Raw genomic sequence first — 20153 nt, 5'->3', positions numbered from 1 at the left:
CTCGTCCCGGGCCGGCTCGACGGCCGTCTACCTCGGGGAGGTGTGCGCGATGCCGACGGAACCCGCCCGCAGCCCTTCGCTGAGCCTCACGCGGTCGAGGCTGATCGCCGCGCTGGACGTCCGGCCCCGATCCCTCGGCCTGGTGGTCGCCCCCGCCGGGTCCGGCAAGACCACCCTCCTCGCCCAGTACGCGGCCACCGGTCGTGGGCCCGTGGGCTGGCTGCGCGTCGTGCCGTCCGACGCGGACCCGGTGCGGGCGCTGGAGCGTGTGGAGGCGACCCTGCCCGACGCCGGTGCCGGCCTGCTCGTCGTCGACGACCTGCACCTGGTCGAGGGAGCGCCCGGGGAGTCCGTGCTGCTGGACCGGGCCCTCACCCTGGTCCGCGCGGGCGTCCGGGTGCTGGTCGGCACCCGCCGCATGCCGCCGCTGATCCTGACCCGGCACGAGTTCTCCGACAGCGTCGTCATCGACGCCGAGCAACTACGTTTCCGTACCTGGGAGGTCGAACGGCTGTTGCGCGACATCTACCGGGAGCCGCTGCCGGCCGACGACGTGGCGGCCCTGGCCCGGCGGCTCGGCGGCTGGGCGGCCGGCCTGAAGCTCTACCACCTCTCCACCCGGGGCCAACCGCTGGCCGACCGGCGGCGGGCGGTCGCCTCGTTGGGCGCACGCTCCGCGCTGTCCCGGGACTACCTCACCCGCACGGTGCTCGCGGAGCTCGCCCCCGACCTGCGTCAGTTCCTCGTCCGCACCTGTGTGTTCGAGGTCCTCACCGCCGAGCGCTGCGACCTGCTGCTGGGCGGCGACGCCCAGGCCGCGCTGGAGGAGCTGGAGCGCCGGCAGGCGTTCACCGTCTCACACGACGGCGGCCGGTCCTTCGCGTACCACGAGGTGTTGCGCGCCCACCTGATCGCGGCGCTCGCCGAGGAACTGGGAGAGACCGCGGCCCGTGCCTGGCACGCCCGCGCCGGCCGGCTGCTCGCCGCGGAGGGCGCGGCGCTGGAGGCGGCCCGGTGCTTCGCCCGCGCCCAGCAGTGGCCCGACGTGCACCGGTTGCTCGACGCTGCCGGTAGCGACGTCGCAGTGCGGGGCCTCGACCCCTGGTCGGACCTGCTGCCCACGTGGTTCATCGCCGAGGACCCGTGGCTCGTGCTCGCCGACGCCCGGCACCGGATCAACGAGGGCCAACTGGCGGCGGCGGTGCCGCTGCTGCGCCGGGCCGAGGAGATGTTCGGCAGCGAGCCGGCCCGGTCGCGTTGCCGCTCCCTGCGTGCCGACGTGACGGCCTGGCTGCCGGACGGCCCGCACTGGCGCGGGCACTGGTCCGGCTGGCTGCGGGCCGCCACCCGCCGGCACCCGATGGTTGTCGTCGGCGAGGCGGAGCGGCTGACCGGGGCGGCCGACGTCCTGGTCCGTGCCGGCGCGTTGCTGCTGGCCGGGCACGCCGCCGAGGCGTCGCGCGTCCTGGACCGGCCGACCCCATCCGAGGCCGGCCTCGTCGGGCTGGCCTGCCGGCTGCTGCGCGCCGCCGTCGCGTCGGCCGGCGGAGACCCGCAGGCGTCCGTCGTGGCCGCCGCCGTCGGGCTGGACGCCGACCGGGCCGGCCTGCCCTGGCTGGCCCGGCTCGCCCGGGCCGTGCCCGCGCTGGCCGGCGCGGAAGCCGACCTCAAGGAGGCCGCCGCCGTCGTCGAGGAGTGCGACCGGTTGGGGGACCGCTGGGGTGCCCTGCTCGCGGCCGGCTGCGCCGCGCTGGCGCGCTCCCTGCACGGTGGCCCGGAGGTGGAGGAGGCTGGCCGACTGCTCGACCGGGCCCGGGACGTGGACAGCGGAGTGCTCGCCGCCTGGGTGCAGTCCCTGCTCGCGCTGGCCGCCGTGCGCGCCCGGCTGCCCGACGCCGAGGTCGAGGTGCGCCGGGCGGAGAGCACCGCCCGCGCCGCCGGTGTGCCGGGGGCACGGGTGCTCGCCCTCGCCGCGGGCGTGCCCGCCGGGCCCGGCCGGGCGGTGGGCCTGTCCGCCGTGCACGCCGCCGCCGAGCAGGCCGGGCTGCCCCGGCCGGCGGTCACCGCCTGGGTCACCCCGGAGCGGGGCCCGGCGCCGGCCGCGCCGGACACGGCGCCGCTGACCGTACGCTGCTTCGGCGGCTTCCGGATCTGCCTGGACGGCGAGCCGCTGAACTGGTCGCCGCTGCGCCCCCGGGCCCGGGCCGTGGCCCGGATCCTCGCCATGCACGCGGGCCGGGCCGTGCACCGCGACCGGCTCCTGGACGCGCTCTGGCCGGACACCGATCCGGCCACCGCCACCCGCACCCTGCACGTCGCCCTGTCCAGCCTGCGCCGGTTCCTCGACACCCACCTGCCCGCCGGCGACGGGGAGAGCCTGCTGCACCGCGACGGCGACGCGTACCTGCTGGCGCTGCCCCCGGGTAGCTGGTGCGACGTCACCGAGTTCCGGCTCGCGCTGGAACGGGCGTCCCGCGCCGGGGCGAGCCGCGACCCGCGCGCGCTCGACGACCTGCGGGTGGCCGTGGCCGCGTACACCGGCGAGCTGCTGCCGGAGGACGGCCCGGCGGAATGGGTGGTGGCCGAGCGGGAGACGCTGCGCCGGCAGGCCGCGGACGCGGCGGCGCAGCTCGCCGAGGCAGCCCTGGGCGGCGCGGACGCCGATCCGGCGGTCGTGACGGCCGCCCGCTGCGTCGAGATCGACCCGTGTCACGACGCCGGCTGGCGGCTGCTGATCGCGGCGCACGACCGGGCCGGCAACGCCGCCGCGGCCGAGCACGCCCGCCGCCGGTACGCGGACGTGCTCGTCTCCCTCGGCCTCGACCCGGCACCCGCGGAGACCACGCCACCGGGGGCCACGGTCAACGTCGGCCGAAGAATTCCGCCTCCCCGATCGCCACGGCCGGATCCAAGCCGGGCCCGTACGTCGAGCGGACCACCAGCCTGATCCGCATCACGTTCGACGCCTCGACGGGGAAGTGCTGCTCCCCGGGTTCGTCGCGCAGCTCGATGTCGGTCTTCTTCTGCTTCCCGCCGGCGTCGACGGTGACCACGGTGAGCCCGCGCGGCCGCCCGGCTTCGAGGAACGCCTGCCGCCGCTCGCCGACGCCCGGGGTGATGATGACGGTGAGCAGCCGCACGGGCTCGGTGAAGCGGCCCTCCACCCAGGCGCCGGCGGCCGTGCCGGTCGGCGCCCAGTAGCGGTTGCTCGCCCCGTCGGTGAGCCGGGCCGCGCCGGCACCCAGCTTCTCCGACGACGCGCTCACCGCCGCCGGGACGAGCGACGCCGGGTCCTCGGTGCGGTCGCGCACCGCCTCCACGGCCCGCCGTGCCAGGGGCGGCCCGGCCACCGCCAGCACGCCGACGAGGCAGAGCCCGAGCACGAGCAGCAGCAGCCGCCGGGCCGCCCCGGCGGCCCGGCGGTCCTTCGGGGCGGAGCGGCGGGGCCCCCGGCGGCGCACCCGGTCCCACATCCGTCGCCACCGGTCCCGCAGCCGCTCCCACCAGGTGGCGCGCTCCGGCTCCGGCGCGACCGGCGCGGTCAGAGTTTCCCCGCAGATCCGGCAGATCCGGCGGCCAGGCGGGTTGATCCGGCCGCAGTGGGGGCAGGTCGGCTCCGGCGGCCGGTGCGCCGGTACGACCGGGTCGACCGGCCTCGGGGCCTCCCGGGTGGTGCTCGGTGGCCCGGGCTGCAGTGCTTGGGGTGTGCCGTCGCCCGCGCGAACCGGCTTGTCCCCGCCCGGCTTGGTCCCGCCCGGCGTGTCCCCGGCCGGGGCAGGCTCGGTCGGGTCGGGTGGCCGCACGACGGGCGGCCCGCCGGCGGTGGAAGGCCCGGGGCCCGGCGGGGCCGGGACGACCGGATCCGTCGCCGCGTCGGTGGCCCGGTCGGTCTCCGGCCGGCCCCGGATGACGGCGGGCCCGGAGGCGGGCCGCGCGGTGCCCTCGTCCCACAGGTACTCGCCGCAGGCGGCGCAGAACTGCCTGCCGTCGGCGTTGGAGGCGCCGCAGTTCGCACAGGTGATCATGACTCGATCTCCAGCGTCAGCCGGACGTGGGCCGGCACGGCGGACGCGACGACCCGGCGCACCAGCGCCTCGTCGGCCGCCCCGACGACCCGGACCCGGACCTCCGGAACCTCGTCCGGCGGCGGCCCGCCCGTCGGCGTCGCCGAACACGTCACCCCGCCGTTGTCGGTGACCTCCACCCGAGCCCCGGTGGCCACCCGCACCGCCAGCTCGACGCCCCGGGCCGTCCCGCGCCACCGGTGCGCCTCCACCGCGTGCCGGACCACCTCCCGGCGCACGTCCGGCGCCCGGTCCCCGTCGACCGGCGCGGCCACCCAGCCGGCCAGCCAGTCCAGGAAGTCCGGCGGGGCCAGGTCCAGGTCGAAGTACGCGTCCAGGCAGTCGAGCGTCAGCAGGACCGGTGCCAGCACCTCGTCCAGCCCGGCGGTGAACCGCTGCGCGAAGTCGTCCTCCAGGTATACCGCGGGCAGCTCCTGCCCGATCGGGTGAGGGCTCGCCAGCCCTGGCACCGCACCCCGCATCATTCCCTCCCGACCTCGACGACGCGCCCGCTCACCCGGTGACCCGCACCTGGTGGGCGTACGAGAAAGCGATGGCGCTGACGTCCAGCTCGATGCGCTGCACCGCCTCGCCGCGTTCCCCGGTGGTCGGATCGGCCCCGAACAACCGGACCTCCTCCACCAGGTCCACCCCGTCGACCCGCTGCAACACGGCGTGCAGCTCGCCCGACTGGATGGGCCGACCGAACGGCCACCCGTCGCCGTCGGGCCCGCCCCGCACCGGGTCGAGGTAGTCGTACAGGGCCCGCAGCGCCCGGCGGCGCAGCTCGGCGGCGGACGTGCTGACCCGTGGCCGGGCGCGGACCCGGGCGACCACCGTCACCCCCTGGTAGAACGGCGGCTCCACCAGCACCCGGGCGCCCACGCAGCGGCGCGCGTCGAGGAACGCCTTGATCCGGTCCAGGACCTCGTCGCGGGGCCGCAGCGCGGCGAACCGGGCCGCGTCGTCCTCGGCGTCGCCGTGCTCACCCAGCGCCGGCACCACCAGCACCCGCACCGCCGCCGAGCCGTCACCGGCCGGCACGCACTTCACCCGCAGCATCTCCGGCGCCGCCTCCCGGGCCAACTGCTCGTAGTCCTCGGCGGTGACCGCCCGTTCCCGGGTACGCAGGCTCAGCGGCCCCCGCACCGACGTCTCGGCCAGCGACTCGCCGTCGACGCCACCGGTGGCCGCCGCCCGGTTGGTCACCGTGGACACGAACGGCACCGGGTCCCGCAGCACACTCAACGTGCGGGCGGCTACGTTGCCCTGCCGCCCCCCACCCGTGCGGTAGGCCGGGATCCGGACCACCGCGCCCTTCGGCGGCACCGCCCCGTACCGGCGTACCGTGCCGTCGGCCTGCCGGACGGCCGGGCCGAAGCCGATCTCCCCGGTGGACCGGTCGACGCACACGTGCCGGTCCTGGGGCCCGGAGCCGGCGAAGCTCGCCACCTCCCGCCAGGTCTGCCAGCCCCCGGCGGCGCCCACCTCGATCCCGATCGCGCCGTCGGCGGCCACGATCGGCGCCCGCTGCACCGTGAACCGCTGCCCCGGCACCCCCTCGGACGCGCCCAGGGTCTCCCCGCCGATCAGCTCGGAGTGGCAGGCGCTCACCGTGCCGCCGATGGTGACCGCCTCCGCCCGGCCCAGCCTGGGCGGGGCGTGGAAGAACGGCTGCCCGGCGACGGGCTCGCGCAGCCGGCAGCGCAGCCAGCCGGCGCGGTGGCGGGCCTCCACCGACGCCGCGTGCCGCGCCGGGACGTGCAGCACCACCTCGCCGGCCCGGTTCAGCGCGCCCGTGGTGTCCCGCTCCACCGGGCACTCCTCCCAGCCACCCTCGGTCCACGCCTCCCACACCAGTGGCGGATTCGTCGGATCCACCCCGCGCCCGGCGACCACCCAGTCCATGGTGAGCAGCACGGCGCTGCCCGGCACCGCCCCGTCCAGGCCGAACAGCACGGCGTCGCCGGCCACCGGCGGGTCCGCGAACGCCGGGATCCGGTCCGCGCCGCCCAGGTCCCCGGTCCGGTCCGTCGCCCGCCCCCCGGCCGGCACGGTCAGCACCCGGGCCAGCCGGCACGGCGGCACGGCCAGCTCGTGCAGCGTCTCGAAGGTCACCGGCTCCGCGCTCTCCGCGCGCATGGTCGCCACGTGCGTGCCGGCCGGGACGACGACCGGGGCGTCCCGGGGCGCGGACAACCAGAAGGTCACGTCCACCGACGCCACCGCCGGCGGGAACGGGACGATGCCGAGCAGGTCCAGGAACTTCACGTAGTGCCGGTCGGGCACCCGGTTGAGCCGGTACAGCAGCTGGTCCACCATGTACGCGAACGTCTCGATCAGGGTCACCCCCGGGTCGGACACGTTGTGGTCGGTCCACTCCGGGCAGCGCCGCTGCACCAGGCGCTTCGCGTCGTCCACCAGGTCCTGGAAGCGGCGGTCGTCGAGGTGGGGGGCGGGTAGGGCCATCACTCGGCTCCCGGGTCGTGCGCGGGGATGACGTAGAACGGGAAGACCAGGTTGCGCGGGTCGTTGTCCTGGCGCAGCCGGTACCGGATGTCGATGTAGAGGGTGCCCCGGGCCGCGTCGGCGAAGTCGACCAGCACGTCGTCCAGCTCGACGCGCGGCTCCCACCGCTCCAGCGCCAGCCGCACCTGGTACGCCACCTGGCCGGCCGTGGACGGGTCGGCCGGGGCGAACGCCAGCTCGTGGATCGCGCAGCCGAACTCGGGGCGGCCCGGCCGCTCGCCCGGAGCCGTGCCGAGGATCAGCCGGATGCTCTCCACCACCTCCCGATCCCCCCGGACCAGGGCGATTCCGCCGGTGGGATCGGTGCGCAGCGGAAACGCCCAACCGGCGCCGACGAAGTCGGTGGCCATCGGCGTCACCCGCCGATCAGCACGGTCGGGCAGCCGGCGAGGATCGGCGCCCCGCAGCCGGTCAGGTCGCCCATCCGGGCGGCGGGCCGGCCGCCGATGAGCACCGTCGGGCAACCGGGCGGCAGCAGCGGCGACGGGGGGTGCGGCGGGGTGCCCGGGAAGGAACAGGCGTGCATCGTGCCCACGGTGGCGGCGGGCTGCCCGCCGATGAGGACGGTGGGCATCCCAGGACCGCCGACCACGCCCGGATGCGCGGTGGGGTCACCGACACGAGCTGCTGGTGGCACGGCGCTCTCCCTTCACTCACGTACCGTCAGTTGATCCGGACGACGCCGCCGCGGACGGTGACCGCGCCGCCGGCGGTCAGCTCCGCGCCGCCCTGCCCGGCGACCTTCACCGTCGCACCCTCCACGGACGCGCCGGCCGTGCCCTTCACCCGCACCTGCCCCTGACCCTCGATGCCGACGTCGCCCTTCGAGGTGACGGTGACCCGCTGCCCGGCCAGCTCCAGCGGCCCGGAGCCGGCGTCCAGGCTGATCCCGTCCTTGGCGCGCACGCTGACCTTGCCGTCGCTGACGATCTCGACCTGCCGGCCGGTGCGGTCCAGCCGCAGGGTGAACTTCCGGTCCCCGGTGGCCAGCAGGATCCCGTCCGGGCCGCTGCCGGCCTCCAACAGCTCCAACCGGTGGCCGGTGCGGGAGACCAGGGCCCGCGCCGCGATCCGGCCGCTGCTGCCGTCCACCGGATCGGTGTCCAGCTTCGGCGGCGCGTCGGTGCCGTTGTGCAGCCCGCCGAGGACGTACGCGGCGTCGAGGTTGCCGCCGGTGAACCCGACCAGCACCTCGTCGCCCACCTCCGGCAGCAGCACCGCCCCCCGGCCGGCGCCCGCGCCGGGCTGCACCACCCGCGCCCAGCCGGTGGTGTACCTCTCGTCCAGCCACGGCAGGGTGAGCCGGACCCGGCCCAGCTTCTTCGGGTCCTTCACGTCGCTGACCACCGCCGGGACCAGTCCGTCGCCGGCCCGGTCGGTCGCCGCCGCGCCGGCGGTCAACCCGTACAGCGAGCGGTCGGAGCGGCCGGAGACGGTGAACGCGGTGGTGTAGCCGGCCTGCTCGCTGAACACGTGCCGGGTGCTGGTCAGCACGTACTTTCCCTGGAACGGCTCGCCGATGTTCGCCAGCGCCACCGCCGCGCCCGCGCGCAGCCGGGCGTTGCCCTTCGCCACCCCCTCGATCTCCGCGCAGCCGCCGCCGAGGTCGCCGGCGAGCGCGCCGGCCACCGCCCGGACCGCCGCGTCCGAGCCCAGGGTCGGGTCGGCGACCAGGTACGGCGGGCTGCCCACCTTCTTTCCCAGCTCAGCCGGGTCGGCGCCGATGCCGTCGGCACCCGGAACCTTCGGGGTGGCGGTCGCGCTGACCGCCCGCTTCGTCGCCGGGTCCCAGCCCCGGGCGGCCACCTCGGGCACCTGTGCGGTGGCGGTCACCCCGGCGCGCAGCGCGATCAGGTTCCGGTTGACCTCCAGCACCAGCGGGTCCTGGGTGGCCCGCGCGGACGGGTCCGGCGCGCCCGCCGGAGGCTCGGGCATCCGCAGGTGCAGCGCGCCGTCGAGCACCATCACCTGCGCGCCGACCAGTGCCGCGAGCCGGTGCAGGAAAACCCAGTCGCTGACGTTGTCCTGGCTGAGCTGCGCCTCTGGCTCGCCGCCGATGCCGGTCACCGGGTCGATCCGGCCCGCCTTCAGCCCGGCCCGCTGCGCCACCTGGCGCACGATGTCCGGCACGCTCATCCCCGGGTACGCGGCCACCCGCCGGCCGCGCAGCAGCCGGTGGGCCAGGTCCAGGCCGCGGACCTCGGTGAACGTGCCGCTGGCGTCCAGCTCGCACTCCACGGCGGTGATCTCGCCGGTGAGCAGCGGCGCGGGGCCGCCCGGATCGGAGGTCTGCACGGTCAGCTTCACCGGGGCGCCGATGGTGAAGCCACCCTTGGCCAGCACCGTCCGGCCCGGGTCCCGGTACCGCAGCACGAACCGGTCGGGCAGGTTGCGGCTGTCGTCGACCGCCGCGTACGTCAGCAGCGCGGCGATCTCCGCGGGCAGCGGGCTGCCGCCCACCTCGACGAGGAGCGCGTTGGCGAACTGCTCATTGGCCACGGGCACCGTCCGTCAGCTCCTCGAGGGCGGGCACCAGCAGTACGGTGCCGGGCCGCAGCCGCATCGGGTCGTCGATGTCGTTGGCCTCGGCGATCTGCCGCCACAGCCCCGCCCGCCCGTACGCGTGGTGGGCCACCGAGTGCAGGGTGTCCCCGGCGACCACCACGTGGACGTCCCGGGCCGCGAGCGCCCCCGACGTCGGGTTCTGGCCGGGCTGCTCCCCGGAGATCTCCTCCAGGGTGACCGTGCACAGCGCCCGCACGGGGGTGCCGCCGGGGGTGAACAGGGTGTACTTCGCGTTGACGCTGGCCACGAACGCCGGGAAGCCCACCATTCCGCCCCAGTGGAACACCACCCACGGCGGGGAGCCCTTCTTCTGCTGCCGGCTCGCGTCGGTCGGCACGCAGCAGGCGAACAGCTCCTCCACCCGCTTCACCACCGAGCTGTCCATGGTGCCGGTGGCGTCGAAGAACATCTCCAGGGTCAGCTTGGCCGGGTCCGAGCCGGTGAACTCCGGCACGCCGCTCTTCTTCGCGTTGCGCTGCGCGTCCCGCTTCCACTTGGCGGTCTTCGTCAGCGCCAGCTCCTTCGGGTTGAACTGGAACGGGATCCGGTTCAGCGTCGGGCCCGGGGCGGCGGTGCCACCGTTGCGGGGCGGCTCGTGCAGTTGCAGGTAGGCGTGGGTCAGCTGCGGCGGCGCGCCGCCACCCCGCCCGGCGGGGCTGCCGGCGGCGGTGAAGGTGACCGGGGAGGCGCTCACGGGTCACCCCCCGGTCCCGGGGCCGAAGAAGCCGTGGTGCGCCAGTTCGAGGGTCTCGACGGCCACCTTCGGGCTGTCCGGGCTGAGCTGCGGCCCCGTCCACCTGACGGGGATGACGTCGAGCAGCCCCCACCGGGCGATCACCGTGCCTTCCAGGGTGCGGGCCTCGATGGTGGCGGTCTTGCGGGTGATCCCGTTCGCCATGCCCGAGAACCAGCGCATCAGCTTCGTGCTGTCGGCGGTGACCGGGCGGGACAGCTTGACGTTGGAGAACTTCATCCGGGTCGGTAGCTGCCACACGTGCCCGTTGTTGCCGCCCTCCTCGCGCTGCTCGACGACGACTTCGCAGCCCAGCCCGTCGCAGGTGTTGAACGCGCCGAGATCCTGGTCGTCGATCCTGACGACGAAGGCGATCGCGACGGCGACCTCATCCTTGGCCATTCGTCCCTCCTGGTCCTGCGCGTGTGTCCCCTGGGCCCGGTGTAGCTCCCGGTCCCCGTCAGCCCGGCCCGCCGAGCGCCCCGTGCCGCTCCCGGTCGAGGCGCAGCTCGGTCTTGAGCCGGCGCAGCAGCGGGTCGTACAGCTTCTTCAGCAGTTCCTCCGGTTCGGCCCCGCCGGCTGGCGGGACGCCCGGCGGCGCCGGCCCACCGGCCGCCGCCCCGCCACCGTCGGGCGGTGGGGCGGCGGCCGGCGGCGCGGGCGCGTCGACCGGGGGCGGCGGGGCGGCGTCGTCGGCCGGCTCGGCCCGCTGCACGACCGGACCCGACAGCTCACCCATGGAGTACGCGGACAGCGGCGGCCCGGGCGGCGCGGTGCCCCGCCCCTGGGGCCGGCCGCCCGTCGGCGTTCCGGGAAGCGCGCCCACCCACCGCTGGACGGGCGGGAGCCCGCCGCCGGGCCCCGCGCCGGTCGAGCCGGCTGCGTCGGTCGATGCCGCCGGGCCCGGCGCGGTGCCCGGGTACGCGGCGGCCGGGGTCGCGTACAGGTCCACGGGGACGGCCCGCTCCGGGTCGGGTGCGTTCGCCCGTCCGCCGCCGGCCGGTGACTCGTCCCGCTGCCAGGTCACCCGCTGCACGGCCGGCCGGTCGGGCGACGGCGCGACCGGCCCGGCCCCGGTCAGCAGCGGGGGCGGGCGGTCACCGACGAGCCGGGCCACGACCAGGGGCAGGGGAGGGGGTGCGCTCCCGCCCGCGTCCACCCCTGCGGGGCCGGCCGGCCCGCCCGCGTCGCTGGTGGGGTCCGCCGTGCCGCCCTCTCCGCCGACGAGGGCGGCGACGCCCGGTCCGCCGTCGGTCTCCCCGCCGGCCGGGGCGCCACCGACCGGGCTCGTGCCACCGAGCGGGTTCGTGCCGCCGTCGGTGACGGTCTCCCAGTCGGCCGGGGCGTCACCGACCGGGCTCGGTCCGCCGTACGGCGCGACGGTGCCGGTCGGCGCCTCGGTGCGGGGGGCCGGTCCGGTGCTGGTCGACGGCTCCCCGGCGTGGGGGCCGGTCGGGGTGGCCGACGTCGCCAGGCGCGCCACCACCGGCAGGTCGGGGCCGCCGGAGCCTGCCCGTTCCGCCCCCGGACCGCCGGCCGGATCCACCGCCTGAGCGCCCGCCGCCGGCCCGTCCGCCGAGGAGGAGGTGCCACCCGAGGGCGTCGACGTGGGCGGCCCGCCCAGCAGCGGGGCCACGCCCGCCCCCGCCGGCCCGTCCCCACCGGCCGTCGTCCCCCCACCTGCCGTCGTCCCCCCACCGGCTGTCGTCCCCCCACCGGCTGTCGTTTCCCCACCGGGCGGTATGAACGTCTGGACGGGTGCCGGTTCGCCCGTACCCGGGCCCGCCGCGCCGCCGGTCCAACTTGCGGGCGGGGCGCCGCCGCGCGGCGTACCGGCGAGCGGCAGGCCCTCGGCGGGCGGTGGGGGACCGCCGACGGGGTTCTCGCCCCCGTCGGCGGTCCCCGCCCCGGCCTGCGGCCCCACGGGGGAGGGGCCGAGACCGGTGGGGAAGGCTTCCGTGCCGAGCCGGGACACGGTGACGGCCCCGGAGCCCACGAGCGTGGTCGGGTCGCCCGTAGGCGTCACGCCTCCGGCGTCGGCCGGGCGGCCGGCGGCCCCGGGATCGGTGACCGGCCCGCTCCCGCCGGACGGCGACCGTTGGACCAGCGGCGCGGCGGCCGGCGCGAGCGGGCCGCCCGCCCGGCCCTCTCCGGCGGCGGAGCGTCGTACCTGCTCGGGATCCTGCCCGGGCGCGGAGCGTTGCACTGACGGGGGAGCGGCGTCGCCGGTCGGCCGGGGCGCCGGGGGGAGCACGGGGGACACGATCGGCTCGCCCAGCCCGAGCCGGCGGGGTGGCCTCGGGCCGTTCCCGACGAGTCGCTGCACGGGCAGGTCCGGTGCGGACGGCCCGGCACTGCCGGGTGTGCGGGACCTGCCGCTGCCCGGTGTGAGGGGCCCGGCTGCCGCCGCCGACCACGCGTCCGACGCCGGACCCGGGACGTCACCGTCGAGGGGACCCGTCATATCGGCCGGGGTCGTCGCGTCGGTGTCACCCGTCGCCGGGTCGTCCCGTCCGAGGGTGGGTGCCTCGGGCGAGGCGGCGTCGGGGCGGGGAGCCTCCGGCGTCGGGTCGGCCGGTCGGTCGACGGCGGGCAGGAGCAGCTCCTCCGGCGGCGGGGGCGCGGTCAGCAGCCGGCTGACCGGCACCGGCTCCACGGGCACCGCCCGGCCCCGGGCCGGCACGGCCAGTGGATGTTCCGGTGCCGGTGTGGTTCCCGGCGGGCCGGCGGCCTGTCGTTGCAGGGACGGTGCCGGCGGGCGGTTGTCCGCCGACGGCGTCGCGAGCGGCAGCGGCCCGGGGTCGTCGCCGTGCGTCCGGCCGACGGGCTCCGGGACGGACCGGGGCGACTCGCTCACCGGCACGGCCGTCTCGTGCAGGACCCCGGCCGGCTCGGCGGCACCGACGAGGTGACCGAGGGGCGCCAGATATGACGGGTCGCGCCATGCGGCCAGCGATCCGGTGAACGTGTCGGGCAGGTTCAGCCGTGGCTCGTCCGGGATGACCCGCTGGAGCGGCGGGAGGCTCTGCCACGCTGGCGGCTCGCTCCGGGTGGGGGTCGGCGAGCCGTCGCCGGGTGGCGCGTCCGCGATGGACCGTTGCACGGTCCCCCGCGATCGCCGGCGCCACGGCCACATCGGGTCACCGTCCCTGACTGATGCGGGTGTTGATGCTGGCGATCTCTGCCACGTAGCGCAGCCGCTCGCCGTGTTCGAGGTCGAGGATCTCGTCCAGCGACCAGTGGAAGTGGTAGGCGACGTACGCGACCTCGGAGTAGATGCGGTCGGCCGCGTACGTCACGATTCCCCCAGGCGCCCACCGGCGAGGTCGACGGCGAAGCGGTGCCGGCACTCCGGGCACACCACGCTCGCCCGGGTGTGCCCCTCGCTGTTGATCCGCCGGTACATGTCCTGGAGGAACGCCAGGTCCGAGGCGAACAGGTCCTCCACCACGCCCGGATGCACGTCCAACACCGTGCCGATCCGGGTGACCACCCGGCTGAGCAGCACCACCGAGAGGTACGGCGGGTTCTCCCGGACCCGGTCGTCGCGCAACGGCACCAGCTCGTCGCGGGCCGTCGCCAGCCGCATCACCCCGTCCCGGTGCACCGTGCCCGAGCCGTCGACGTAGCCGCGCGGCAGCTCGAACGGGAACTCCGTGCGCAGCGTCTCGCGGCGCGGGGCGACGGCGGGCGGCTCGGCCGGCTCCGGGCCGGGCGGCGGGACCAGGGACGACGTGCGGCGCATGGGGCTACTCGACCTCCATCGACTCGTACGTCACCACGAGCTTCTCGGTGAGCACGCTGGTGTCGCCGGCCTTGAGCGAGCTGATCTCCAGGCTCTTCGCCCACGCGTTGGTGAGCTTGTACCGCTTGATCGGCACGCCCTCGTAGTCGAAGACGATGATCGCGCCGCCCTTGCGGGCGGCGCCCATCTTCCCGAAGCGGCAGTCCTTGATCCACCGTTCGAAGCTGTTGTCCGCCGTCAGGCCCCGGGTCAGCGTGACCTCGCCGGCCTTCGGCGCACCGGGCGCCTTGCGTACGACGAACTTGCCGGCGGCGGTGTTCGACTTGTACTCGATGACGTCCTGCTCCATCTTGAGGCCGGTGACCTCGGTGATCTGGCGGATGATGATGCTGTCCACCTCCAGGCCGAACGAGTGGCCGACGGCGGAGTCGAAATCGGGGAGCGGCACGACTGCCTCCTGACGCTGCGGGGACTACTCGTTGACCAGGCTGGTGCCGCCGGACATCTGCGCCAGCTGGAAGATGACGAACTCGGCGGGCTTCACCGGGGCCACGCCGATCTGGCAGACCACCTGGCCGGCGTCGATGCCCTCGGCGGGGTTGGTCTCCCGGTCGCATTTGACGTAGAACGCCTCGTCGGGGGTGAGCCCGAACAGCGCGCCCCGCCGCCACTCGTTGACCAGGAACGCGCTGATGGTGCGGCGGATGCGGGCCCACAGCGCGTCGTCGTTCGGCTCGAACACCACCCACTGGGTGCCGATGAGGATCGACTTCTCCAGATAGTTGAACAGCCGCCGCACGTTGAGGTACCGCCACGCCGGGTCGGACGACAGGGTGCGCGCGCCCCACACGAGGATGCCCCGGCCCGGGAACGAGCGGATGCAGTTGATCCCGATCGGGTTGAGCAGCTCCTGCTCCGCGCGGGTCAGCTGGGTCTCCAGGGCGACCGCGCCCCGGATCGTCTCGTTCGCGGGAGCCTTGTGCACCCCCCGCGCGCCGTCGCTGCGCGCCCACACGCCGGCCAGGTGACCCGACGGCGGCATGAACCGGTTGGTGCCGGTCACCGGGTCGAACACCTTGATCCACGGGTAGTAGAGCGTGGCGTACTTCGAGTCGTAGCCGGCCTGGTCGGTGCGCCACTCCTTGACCTGCTGCGGGGACAGCCCCGGCGGCGGGTCCAGGATGGCCATCCGGTCGCCCATCAGCTCACAGTGGGCGATCATCGCGGACTGCACGGTCTTCACCGACTCCAGGTCGATCGCGCCACGCTGGTAGGCCCCCATCAGGTCGGGCACCGCGACCATGGTCACCTCGTCGACCGCCTCCAGGCCGCCGAACCCGGTGCGCTCCGCCGCGTCGCCCACGTACTCGTCGGCGGACACGCTGTCCGGTGCGCTGACCGTGGGCGGGGCGCTCAGCGCCACCTCGCCGCCGCGCGGACGCGCCAGTTGTCCGGTCGGCGCCGCCTCCTCGATGGTGATCAGCTTGGACCGCTCGCGGACCACCGTCACCACGTTGTCCTTGCCGCGCTTGGTGGTCACCGACTCGAACGTCTCGGCCACCTGGCCGTCGCGCTTGACCACCAGGTTGAACCGGTCCTCGCCCGCGCCCTCCGGCGGGTCGGCCACCTCGACCGTCACGTCGTCCGGCATGCCCTCGGGCAGGGCGCGGGCCACCACCCGGTACGTGCCGAGGATCGCCGTCGGCTCGGGCGCCGCAGGCAGGGCCTCGTCGCTGGCCCGGTCGCCGCCGACCCGCACGATGTACGCGGCCCCGCCGCCCTGCATGAAGTAGCCGTACACGGCGTGGCCGAGGTAGCAGTCGGGGGCGAACTCGCCGAAGGTCTGCGAGTACTGGCTCCAGTTCGTCACCAGGGTCGGCGTGTTGAACGGCCCCTGCGCGGCGAAGCCGACGAACGCGGCGACCGCCGTGCCGACGCCCTCGATCGGGCGGGAGCCGGCCACTTCCTCGACGTACACACCCGGCGCCAGGTAGTTGGGCATCCCGCCTCCTCGTCCCTCGGGGATCGAGTCGAGCGTCCCGCCCACGGGTGCAGGGCCGAACGTCCGCCGGGCCGATTGATCGGGAAAGGTCCCCTGCCTCAAGGGGCAGAAGGGCCCGTCGGCGCTTCGCGGGTGGCTTTCGCGGACGGCTGGGATATGTTGAAAACCTACTCAGAGGTGTCGATCATCTTGAGGAGTGGCAGATGGCCGAGATCAATCTGGTTCCTCAAGACGCGGTGTCCTTCGAAGAATTCTCGCAGTTCGCGCGGAGACGCGGTTGGGAGATAGATCAGAGATCGGTGCGGGCGGCCCGCCATGAGGAGTCCCCGGAGTTTCTATGGCGGGCCGGCGGTGATGCCACGGTCAGGCTGGTGCAGAGCGCGACCCTGGACCGCAGCTACCTGGTCGTCGCCGGTGACGATCCGGGCCCGTCGGCGGATGCCGTCCGGGAGGAATTCCCCACCTTTTCGCTTGCCGAAATTGTCGAACGGCTGGCCGTGGCTCGTTCCGATGAGGACCGGAGAGCCGCACTCCGCCTGGTGGCGGCGACCGGCGCATCCAGCTTCGACCAGACCATCTACGACGCGGTACGCGGCGGCCTTGAGGATTCGGATTCGCTCGTGCGGCTCGCGGCCCTCGCGGCTGCGTTCTATCTTCGATGGCATCAGTTCAGGCCATTGGTGGAGCGCGTCAGCGAATCCCCCGAAGCGGGTGAGAACATCAGGATCATTGCCGGAGACCTGCTCGGTCTCACCCACTGGGACCGTGGGTAGGGTCGGCTTTATCCGGTGTAGTGCTTCTCGGCCGTCCGCTTTGCCTCCTCGATGGCCTGGCCGAGGTTGATCCGCTTGTCAGCGATGCGACGTGCCAGTTCCGGGTCGCTGTCCAACAGCCTTTTCTTGTCCTTGTCGGACATTGGGATGACGGACAGGTGCACGCCGCGGCCGGCCAGCTTGGCGAGGGCGGCCTTCGCCTCAGAGCTGTCCATGCCCTCGGCGTGGAAGAGGGAAAGAGCGGAGACCTTGGTCTTCATCGTCCAACTCTTGCCGCTGGCGAAATCGATCGTGCCCAGGATGGAGTCGGCGCAGCTCCCGCACGGGCTTCTCGTTATGTGCAGGGACAACCAGCAGATCGGATCGTACTGCATCAGATCCTTGAATTCCTGCACCTGAGGGAGTGCCTCCCAATTACCCTTGAGCCGCTCCAGCGCGGTGACCTCGGCATGGGCGCCCTTCTCGGACACCTGCTCTTGCTTGATCTTGCCCTTCTTCACCCAGGTGCCGAGCGTCCGGCGCGGCACCAACTCCCGGCTGCCGTCCTCGTTGGTCAGCCAGAGTCGGTCTCCACTCCGCAGCACGGCACCTCTCAGCGTGGCGAGCGTGTCCAGTCTTGCCGGCCAGGATAGGTTGGCCTGCGCTCGGGTGGCAATGTTCTTGTCGAGCGCCACGTCCACCGGAATCCTGAACGGCTGACCGGTCTCGAAGTGATCCTGCTCGTCGGCCCGGGGGTCCTGGCTTAGGTCGCAATCTACCTCCAGAACCTTTTTCTTCGCGCTCGCCCGGACCAGGAAGCTGAACTTGGAGGCCTTCTCGTCGGCGCTGACGACGTGTAGTTCCTTGAGCCCCTGGCCGCGCCAGCTGTTCCAGACGGCCGCAGTCGCTTCCTTGATGCGCCGAGGGCTGGCTCCGCCACCGAGGCGGGCGCGAAGATCCGCCGCCACCCCGGCCCGGACCCGTTCGCTGCGGGCGGTCTTCGCGTCGTCCCGTCCCCCGCGCCCGCCGACCTTGTTCCGGATCGCCGAAGCTTTGGCCTTCAACTTGCTCCAGAGCTTTCTGCCGATCCCGGCGATCTTGTCGGCGACCCAGCCAACGGCCTTCATGACGGGCGCGGCGAGCCCCTTGAAGAACTTCTGCACCCGCTGCGCGATCCCGCCGACGCCCAGCACCGCCGCGAGCACCCCGATCAGGACGGGCACCGACCGCGCCAGGGCCTTCTCGATCAGCGCGGGCACCCCGCCCGTACCGCCGCCCGCGATGGCGATGATCGCGTCGAGCACCGAGTTGACGAACTCGAGGATCTGCGCGCCCTGGGTCACGATGAACGTGACGAAGTCGATGATCATCTTGACCGCGCGGACGAACGCCGACGCGGGGTTGAGCAGCGAGATGATCCAGGTGATGCCGGCCATCAGCACGGTCGGGACCAGGTACTCGCTGATCTTCGAGAACAGGTTGGCCTTGAGGTCGCCGACCTTGTCCTGGATCTCCTCCCACAGGCCGCCGAGCCCCTGGGCCTGCACCTTCTGCACCAGCGGCACGGACTTCTCGACCGCGCCCATCGCGGGCTCGGGCACCCCGCGCTGGATGATCAGGCCCCGGATGGACGCCCAGGTCAGCCCGAGCAGGGAGCCGACCATCATGACGATGCCGCGTAGGTCGAACTTCGCCGGCAGCTCCAGCCCCGCCCCGGCCATCGCCCCGGTGAGCCAGCCGACGAGGCCCTTCTTCAGGTGCTCGCCGATGTTGGCCAGGAACCCGCGCAGCCCGGCCCCGACCGCGCTGACCAGGTTGCCGAGGAAGCCGATCGGGTCCTTGATGATCGCCATGACCGCCTGTGCGGCCTTGGCCAGGACGCCGAGCAGCATGTCCTTGAGCTGCATGATCGTCTTGATGACCCCGGCGACGGCGTCGACGGCCTTGGCGACGAGGCCCTTGTTCTTCTCCTTCTCGGCCGCGATCTCCTCGTCGACCGATTTGAGCGCCTCGTTGTACTTCGACGCGAGGGTCTGCACCAGTTCGGTGCCCTTGTTGTTCACCGACTCGGTCAGCTCGTCGAACTTCCCGGCGAACTCGCCGGCCGCCTCCTTGCCGATGGCCTGAAGGTCGGCGGGGAGCTTGCGCACCTCGGCCTGCAACTGCTCCCGGCCGGTGGCGATCCGCTGCTTGGCCCGGGTCAGCTCCGCGCCGATCACGTCGGCGACGCCGGAGATGACCTGCTGCATCCGGTCGACGTAGCCCTTGCGGGCGGTGACGAAGATCTGGTTGGCCTCGTCGGGCAGCCCGGCGAACTTGTCCTTGATCCACCGGCCCTTGCCGAGCAGCCCCGAGTAACGCTTGTCCTTGTAGGCGTCCATCAGCCGGGTGTGTTCGGCGGTGAACGCGTCCCGGGCCGCCTTCTCACCGGCGCTGAACTTCTCGTCGACCTTCTTGTCCAGGCCGGACAGGATGTCCTCGACGTCTTTCTTCGTGGCGTCGAAGACCTTCTGCAACGTCGCGGTGACCTGCGCCCGCTTGACCTCGTCGGCGGACTTGGCCTGCTCCTTGCCCGCCCCGACCGCCTGCCCGGCCTGCTTGCGGTCCCCGGCGAGGGCGGTCATCGCCGTTGCCCCGGCGGCTCCCGCAGCCGCCTTCGCGCCGGTCAGGGTCTGCGCCTCGGCGGCGCGCACCTGGCCCGGGGCGGTGGCCGCGTGCTGCTCGACGGCGTCCTTCTCCTTCAGCGCCCCGGTGAACTCCGGCTCGTTGGACTTCGCGAGTTGCTCCTCGGTGACCTGCGCGTCGGCCATCTGCTGGTCGACCTGCTTCGGCCCGCCCGAGAGGTCCGTCGCCGCCGGCGGCGCCCTGTCCGGCACCGCCTTCGCCGGGTCCGGCGTCCCCGGCGTGGCGGGGGGCTTGTCCACCACCAGGGGTGTGACGGGTTTGTCGACCGCCTGGGATGTGTCCGGCGGGGCCTTGGTCGTGGTCTCGATCGTGTTGGCCGAGGCATTCTTGCCGTCGGTGACCTGGCCCTGGACCTGTCCCTTGACCGCGTCGGCCTTGCCCGAGTCGCCGAACTTGTCGGCCTCGTCGAGGTTCTTCGGCGCCTGCGCCGCGATCGCCTCGTTGACCGCGCGCACGAACGCGGCCTTGTCGAACTCGCCGGGCTTGGCGGCGTTCATCTTCTCCGCGTTCGCCGCCTTGCCCTGGGCCTCCTTGTCGTCCTGCGGCGCCTTCGCCGCGCCCTGCGACTTCGCTGCCTCCGACGCTGCCGGTGGGTGCGCGCCGAGCACCTGCTGCTTGCCCCGCACGTCCGCCTTCAGCGCGGCGAACTTCGGGTCGGCCTGCGGCCCGGGGCGGTGGACGGGACCGGCGTCGGTCGCCAGCCGCTGCACCGGTACGTGAACCGACGGGTCGACAACCTCCGGACCGGCACCACCGGTCGCTGGTGCCGTCGTCGGCTGGACCGTTGTCGAGGAGGAGGACGATGTCGAACCCGTCTTCGATGCCCTGCTGCTGGAAGTCGATCTGGCGGTGGTCGGCGATCGACGCGCGGTCGATCCAGTCGCCCTGCGCTGCGCCACCAGGGCGGACACCGCCCGGTTGCCGGCTGCCGCCTGCAACCGCTGGGCCACGGCCGGGCTCAAGGGGCGTGCCCCAGGGCCTCGGTGTGCTGCGGTCGTGGCGTCCGAGTCATCAGCCGGCCGGGCCGGTGCAGGCGCTGCCGGGCGTGCCGGAGCGCGTTCCGCACCTCGTTCCTCGG

The 20153-nt window shown here is 74.3% G+C and carries 16 protein-coding genes; 2 read left to right on the top strand and 14 right to left on the bottom strand.

Features of this window, described 5'->3' with window-relative positions; translation table 11 throughout:
• Window positions 1-49 precede the first annotated feature (49 nt).
• Complete coding sequence (locus ACH4T9_RS19540; protein WP_396673112.1) at window positions 50-2947, top strand: BTAD domain-containing putative transcriptional regulator; 2898 nt, start codon at window positions 50-52, stop codon at window positions 2945-2947.
• Here the strand turns inward: ACH4T9_RS19540 and ACH4T9_RS19535 are convergent.
• The 13 genes from ACH4T9_RS19535 to ACH4T9_RS19475 are packed head-to-tail and all read right to left on the bottom strand — an operon-like array spanning window position 2862 to window position 15638.
• Window positions 2862-4025, bottom strand: a complete 1164-nt coding sequence (locus ACH4T9_RS19535) for an NADase-type glycan-binding domain-containing protein (protein ID WP_396673111.1) — start codon at window positions 4023-4025, stop codon at window positions 2862-2864. The genes ACH4T9_RS19540 and ACH4T9_RS19535 overlap by 86 nt on opposite strands.
• Window positions 4022-4546 (bottom strand): phage tail protein, encoded by a 525-nt coding sequence (locus ACH4T9_RS19530; protein ID WP_396673110.1) that lies wholly within the window; start codon window positions 4544-4546, stop codon window positions 4022-4024. The genes ACH4T9_RS19535 and ACH4T9_RS19530 overlap by 4 nt, the downstream gene beginning before the upstream one ends.
• Before the next feature lie 31 nt (window positions 4547-4577).
• Window positions 4578-6533 (bottom strand): putative baseplate assembly protein, encoded by a 1956-nt coding sequence (locus ACH4T9_RS19525; protein ID WP_396673109.1) that lies wholly within the window; start codon window positions 6531-6533, stop codon window positions 4578-4580.
• Window positions 6533-6943 (bottom strand): GPW/gp25 family protein, encoded by a 411-nt coding sequence (locus ACH4T9_RS19520; RefSeq protein ID WP_161692193.1) that lies wholly within the window; start codon window positions 6941-6943, stop codon window positions 6533-6535. The genes ACH4T9_RS19525 and ACH4T9_RS19520 overlap by 1 nt, the downstream gene beginning before the upstream one ends.
• A gap of 5 nt (window positions 6944-6948) precedes the next feature.
• Window positions 6949-7230: a PAAR domain-containing protein gene (locus ACH4T9_RS19515; protein ID WP_396673108.1), complete on the bottom strand. Its 282-nt coding sequence runs from the start codon at window positions 7228-7230 to the stop codon at window positions 6949-6951.
• 26 nt (window positions 7231-7256) lie between these two features.
• On the bottom strand, window positions 7257-9098 hold the full coding sequence (locus ACH4T9_RS19510) for a VgrG-related protein (RefSeq protein ID WP_396673107.1): 1842 nt from the start codon (window positions 9096-9098) through the stop codon (window positions 7257-7259).
• A complete protein-coding gene (locus tag ACH4T9_RS19505; RefSeq protein ID WP_396673106.1) occupies window positions 9082-9852 on the bottom strand; it encodes a LysM peptidoglycan-binding domain-containing protein in 771 nt (256 codons plus the stop codon). Before ACH4T9_RS19505 ends, ACH4T9_RS19510 begins: the two co-directional genes overlap by 17 nt.
• 3 nt (window positions 9853-9855) lie before the next feature.
• A complete protein-coding gene (locus tag ACH4T9_RS19500; protein WP_350888479.1) occupies window positions 9856-10293 on the bottom strand; it encodes a phage tail protein in 438 nt (145 codons plus the stop codon).
• A gap of 58 nt (window positions 10294-10351) precedes the next feature.
• A complete protein-coding gene (locus ACH4T9_RS19495) occupies window positions 10352-12994 on the bottom strand; it encodes a hypothetical protein (RefSeq protein WP_396673105.1) in 2643 nt (880 codons plus the stop codon).
• Window positions 12995-13031: 37 nt separating this feature from the next.
• The gene (locus ACH4T9_RS19490; RefSeq protein WP_089006791.1) at window positions 13032-13190 is read right to left on the bottom strand and encodes a DUF6760 family protein; all 159 of its coding nucleotides are present in this window, start codon (window positions 13188-13190) and stop codon (window positions 13032-13034) included.
• The gene (locus ACH4T9_RS19485) at window positions 13187-13636 is read right to left on the bottom strand and encodes a hypothetical protein (protein WP_396673104.1); all 450 of its coding nucleotides are present in this window, start codon (window positions 13634-13636) and stop codon (window positions 13187-13189) included. Before ACH4T9_RS19485 ends, ACH4T9_RS19490 begins: the two co-directional genes overlap by 4 nt.
• Window positions 13637-13640: 4 nt before the next feature.
• Window positions 13641-14084: a phage tail protein gene (locus ACH4T9_RS19480; protein ID WP_396673103.1), complete on the bottom strand. Its 444-nt coding sequence runs from the start codon at window positions 14082-14084 to the stop codon at window positions 13641-13643.
• 24 nt (window positions 14085-14108) lie between these two features.
• Entirely contained in the window at window positions 14109-15638 is a 1530-nt protein-coding gene (locus ACH4T9_RS19475) for a phage tail sheath family protein (RefSeq protein WP_396673102.1), read from the bottom strand.
• 203 nt (window positions 15639-15841) lie between these two features.
• Between ACH4T9_RS19475 and ACH4T9_RS19470 the strand changes: the two genes are divergently transcribed.
• Entirely contained in the window at window positions 15842-16411 is a 570-nt protein-coding gene (locus ACH4T9_RS19470; protein ID WP_396673101.1) for a hypothetical protein, read from the top strand.
• An 8-nt stretch (window positions 16412-16419) separates the two neighbouring features.
• Here the strand turns inward: ACH4T9_RS19470 and ACH4T9_RS19465 are convergent, their stop codons facing one another.
• Window positions 16420-19785 carry a hypothetical protein gene (locus ACH4T9_RS19465; RefSeq protein ID WP_396673100.1) on the bottom strand — a complete coding sequence of 1122 codons (3366 nt, stop codon included), beginning with the start codon at window positions 19783-19785 and terminating at the stop codon, window positions 16420-16422.
• Between the last annotated feature and the right edge of the window lie 368 nt (window positions 19786-20153).

It is taken from the genome of Micromonospora sp. NPDC020750 (assembly GCF_044334565.1).
GTDB lineage: Bacteria > Actinomycetota > Actinomycetes > Mycobacteriales > Micromonosporaceae > Micromonospora.
Note: the sequence above shows the minus strand (reverse complement) of the source record. Positions and strands in the feature narration are given on the sequence as shown.

Excerpts from the sequence above, each read along its gene's own strand:
- ACH4T9_RS19485 (WP_396673104.1), bottom strand. The coding sequence starts at position 13,636 with ATGCGCCGCACGTCGTCCCTGGTCCCGCCGCCCGGCCCGGAGCCGGCC.
- ACH4T9_RS19525 (WP_396673109.1), bottom strand. The coding sequence starts at position 6,533 with ATGGCCCTACCCGCCCCCCACCTCGACGACCGCCGCTTCCAGGACCTG.
- ACH4T9_RS19520 (WP_161692193.1), bottom strand. The coding sequence starts at position 6,943 with ATGGCCACCGACTTCGTCGGCGCCGGTTGGGCGTTTCCGCTGCGCACC.
- ACH4T9_RS19470 (WP_396673101.1), top strand. The coding sequence starts at position 15,842 with ATGGCCGAGATCAATCTGGTTCCTCAAGACGCGGTGTCCTTCGAAGAA.
- ACH4T9_RS19530 (WP_396673110.1), bottom strand. The coding sequence starts at position 4,546 with ATGCGGGGTGCGGTGCCAGGGCTGGCGAGCCCTCACCCGATCGGGCAG.
- ACH4T9_RS19475 (WP_396673102.1), bottom strand. The coding sequence starts at position 15,638 with ATGCCCAACTACCTGGCGCCGGGTGTGTACGTCGAGGAAGTGGCCGGC.
- ACH4T9_RS19540 (WP_396673112.1), top strand. The coding sequence starts at position 50 with ATGCCGACGGAACCCGCCCGCAGCCCTTCGCTGAGCCTCACGCGGTCG.
- ACH4T9_RS19500 (WP_350888479.1), bottom strand. The coding sequence starts at position 10,293 with ATGGCCAAGGATGAGGTCGCCGTCGCGATCGCCTTCGTCGTCAGGATC.
- ACH4T9_RS19535 (WP_396673111.1), bottom strand. The coding sequence starts at position 4,025 with ATGATCACCTGTGCGAACTGCGGCGCCTCCAACGCCGACGGCAGGCAG.